Below are 3739 nucleotides of genomic sequence, written 5' to 3'. Positions count from 1 at the left end.
CTAATATAATGTTGGGTTTCGTGCCTCAACCCAACCTACAGGCTACCTTCTTACTCATTACTCATTACTCATTACTCATTACTCATCTATGGGTGCGTTACGGCAATCCGTTATCTGGCATTGTGATTGACCAAAGATAACGACAGCTAATCCGCACACTACTACTACAAGTACTTCATTGTTAATTCTTCTTGACAATTATCTAGTCATTAAGTTATACTATTCGTAGGGGGGAGTTCGCCCCTATTGTAGTATAAACTAAGTATAAAATAAATAAATAAGGAATGGGATTGCCTTTAATTCTTCATTCGCGCATTCTTCAAGCGATAAATTAGGGATACGCTTCGCGGTAAGCCCTACAATTACTACAGGTGTGAAGATTAGGCAATCTCGGAAGTACCCTCATGGCTTTCACCCAAAGCAAATTAGAGGTGTCAATATATAAGAGGATTTTAAGCTAGTAAGGAAGCATGAATAAAATAAAAACACCATCAAGGGGATATCATTGGGATGGAAGAAGCGATCGCTTTTTTGAGGGTTGGTACTATCGGGTTACTCTTGCGCAAGAAAAAGAAACATTTGCCTTCATGTACTCAATAGAGGATCCAATAGGAAAACAAGCTCATAGCGGTGGTTGTGCCCAAATACTGGGACCGAGGGATGAATATTTGTGGCGTACCTTTGCTGATGTAGGAAGCTTTTGGGCAGACAATCAAGAACTAGCTTTAGGACATTGGGGAGAAAATAAACTAAAGACAAAACCCCAATTAGTCTCTCCTGAGATATTTAGAGAAAAAATTGACCAAGGTTATCAAGCCACTGATAAATTTAATCAAGGCTTAATCAAAGATCCCAGCACAGGTAATTATTGCCAGTGGTACTATGAAATCGAACCAGTTTATGGCTGGGGAAATCCTCATCGCCCTCAACTATCAACGGGAGGAGTGTTAGCTTATTTACCTATTTTTGAACCGGGTTGGCAAATATTGATGGCTCACGGTTTAGCCACTGGTTATATTGACTGGAATGGAAAAGTTTACGAATTTAACCAAGCCCCCGCCTATGGAGAGAAAAACTGGGGGCGGTCTTTCCCAGAAAAATGGTTTTGGTTAAATTGTAATAGTTTTACTGAAACTGATGATTTAGCTTTAACAGCAGGTGGAGGTCGTCGGGGAGTATTGTGGTGGATGGAATCAGTAGCATTGATTGGCATCCATTACCAGGGAAATTTTTATGAATTTGTGCCCTGGAATTCTTCAATTAAGTGGGAAATTACCCCTTGGGGAAAATGGAAAATGCAGGGAGAAAATTCTCAATATAAGGTTGAAATAATGGGAACAACAGAAAGACCTGGTACTCCCTTGCGAGCGCCTACAGAACAAGGATTGATTTTTGCTTGCCGAGATACCATGAAGGGCAAACTAGAACTGATTCTGAAAACAATCACCGGGAAAACCATAGTAAAAGCAGAAAGTTCCTTGTGTGGTTTAGAAATAGGGGGAGAGTCCTGGTCCCAAACCTGGAAAAAATTTTAGTATAATAAAAAGAAAAAAGGGGCTGTGGCTCAGCAGGATAGAGCAAGCGCCTCCTGAATCATCGGGCACAATGCTGGGAAACCGCGTTATGTGAATGTGGTCAAATTCAAGGAAGCCTAAGTTTAGTAAGACTAAATAGGGTAATCTTGAGCCAAGCTCTATAACCCTGGATAGAGAAGGTGCAGAGACTGGTTGTTGATAAAATCAGGGGAAAAAATATTAATCTATCAACAACATAACGGCCACCACCTAAGGAAGCTAAATCTATGGTGAAGGAATAGTCCAGAGAGTGGGGAAACTCACACAAATCTGAAGCGCTAGGTCGCCGGTTCAAATCCGGCCAGTCCCGTTTTCAAGATAAACTATCTATTTACATACTCGTATGTTAACAACAAGCACACCTATTACCGAGATTATTTCTCAGCAAAGAAAATTTTTTGCTACAGGCAAAACCAAAGATATTAGTTTCCGCCGTCAACAATTAGAGAAACTAAAAAAAGCAATCAAAGACAATGGGGAGAAAATACTAGAGGCTTTAGACGCAGATTTACATAAGCCAGAATTTGAAGCTTATTTTGAATTAACTGTTATCAAAGAAATCGATTATTTCCTTGCTAATCTAAACTCATGGGTAAAACCCAAAAAGGTTAATACTCCAGTCACAGTATTTCCAGCCTCAGCCTATATACAGCCAGAACCTCTGGGAGTAGTATTAATTATCGGTCCATGGAATTATCCCGTTTCCTTAATGATTTCTCCACTCCTAGGGGCGATCGCTGCGGGTAATTGCGCTATACTAAAACCATCAGAAATAGCATCTCATACCTCCCAAGTAATTGCTAAAATGATTGAGGAGACATTTCCCTCTGAGTATATCGCTGCTGTAGAAGGAGGAGTAGAAGTTTCTCAAGAATTACTAGCTGAAAAATTTGACCACATCTTTTTTACAGGTGGTACGAGAGTTGGTAAGATAATCATGGAAGCTGCGGCTAAAAATCTAACACCTGTAACCCTCGAACTCGGTGGCAAGAGTCCCTGTATTGTAGATAGAGATATCAATCTCACCGAAACAGCAAAAAGGATTACCTGGGGTAAATTTATGAATGCAGGTCAAATTTGTGTAGCCCCAGATTATCTGCTAGTCAATAAAACAATCAAGGCAAAATTACTAGAAGAGATAAAAAACTGCATAACTCAATTTTATGGAAAAGACCCCGCCTCTAGTCCTGATTATCCCCGAATAATTAACGACAGTCAATTTCAACGCTTAACTAAATTATTAGATGGTGAAGAGGTTTTAGTCGGGGGGGAAACAGATGCACAACAAAGGTATATAGCCCCAACAATTATCGATAATGTTAGTCTCGATTCTCCTTTAATGGAAGAGGAAATATTTGGCCCAATTCTGCCAATACTAGACTATGAACATATTGATGAAGCTTTAGATATTATCAATAGTCGTCCTAAACCACTAGCTTTGTATCTATTTTCTAAAGATAAAGATTTACAGACAAAAGTGGTAAGAAGCACTTCTTCTGGAGGTGTTTGTGTCAATGATACCTTTCTTCACCTAGCAGTGAATGAGTTACCCTTTGGCGGCGTAGGCAATAGCGGCATGGGAAATTATCACGGATTTGCTAGTTTTAATACCTTTTCTCATCAAAAGAGTGTATTAAAAAGATATTTTCTCTTTGATTTAAACTGGAGATATGCTCCCTATAAAGACAAAGTTGCAAATTTCAAAAAAATGTTCTTTAGTTAGGTAAGACCTGAGGAAAAAAAGGGATTTATTTTTCTTTCAAAAAACATAGTAAAAAGTCTACTGTTAAAACGTTACATTTTGAAATAAAAAATGAACGAAACAGCCCTGAGCAATACTGCTCGGATAAGAATCAAACATATTTATTTTGAGAAAGCACCGGAGCAGGGAGCTTCAACAGAGGGGTTTTTGGCTTTGTAATTAATCTCCTTTCAACCTTACTCTAATCAATAATTTTCTCTTAACAAAAGCAGTATTGTAACGCACCCTACATTTACTTTCATATCAAGTGAGAAAATAACCGTTTTTAGTAGGGGCGCAAGGCTTGCGCCCTTATCTTCGGCTTGCGCCCTTATCTTCGGCTTGCGCCCTTATCTTCGGCTTGCGCCCTTATCTTCGGCTTGCGCCCTTATCTTCGGCTTGCGCCCTTATCTTCGGCTTGCGC

The 3739-nt window shown here is 39.4% G+C and carries 2 protein-coding genes; both read left to right on the top strand.

The annotated features are described in order from the left end of the window. Positions 1 to 470 precede the first annotated feature (470 nt). On the top strand, positions 471 to 1535 hold the full coding sequence (locus MW688_RS04395; protein WP_486734702.1) for a tocopherol cyclase family protein: 1065 nt from the start codon (positions 471 to 473) through the stop codon (positions 1533 to 1535). 382 nt (positions 1536 to 1917) lie between these two features. After that, a complete protein-coding gene (locus MW688_RS04390) occupies positions 1918 to 3297 on the top strand; it encodes an aldehyde dehydrogenase (RefSeq protein ID WP_486734701.1) in 1380 nt (459 codons plus the stop codon). Positions 3298 to 3739 lie beyond the last annotated feature (442 nt).

It is taken from the genome of Johannesbaptistia floridana (genome assembly GCF_057440575.1).
The sequence above is the reverse complement of the archived record's forward strand: the minus strand, read 5'-3'. Positions and strand labels throughout refer to the sequence as shown.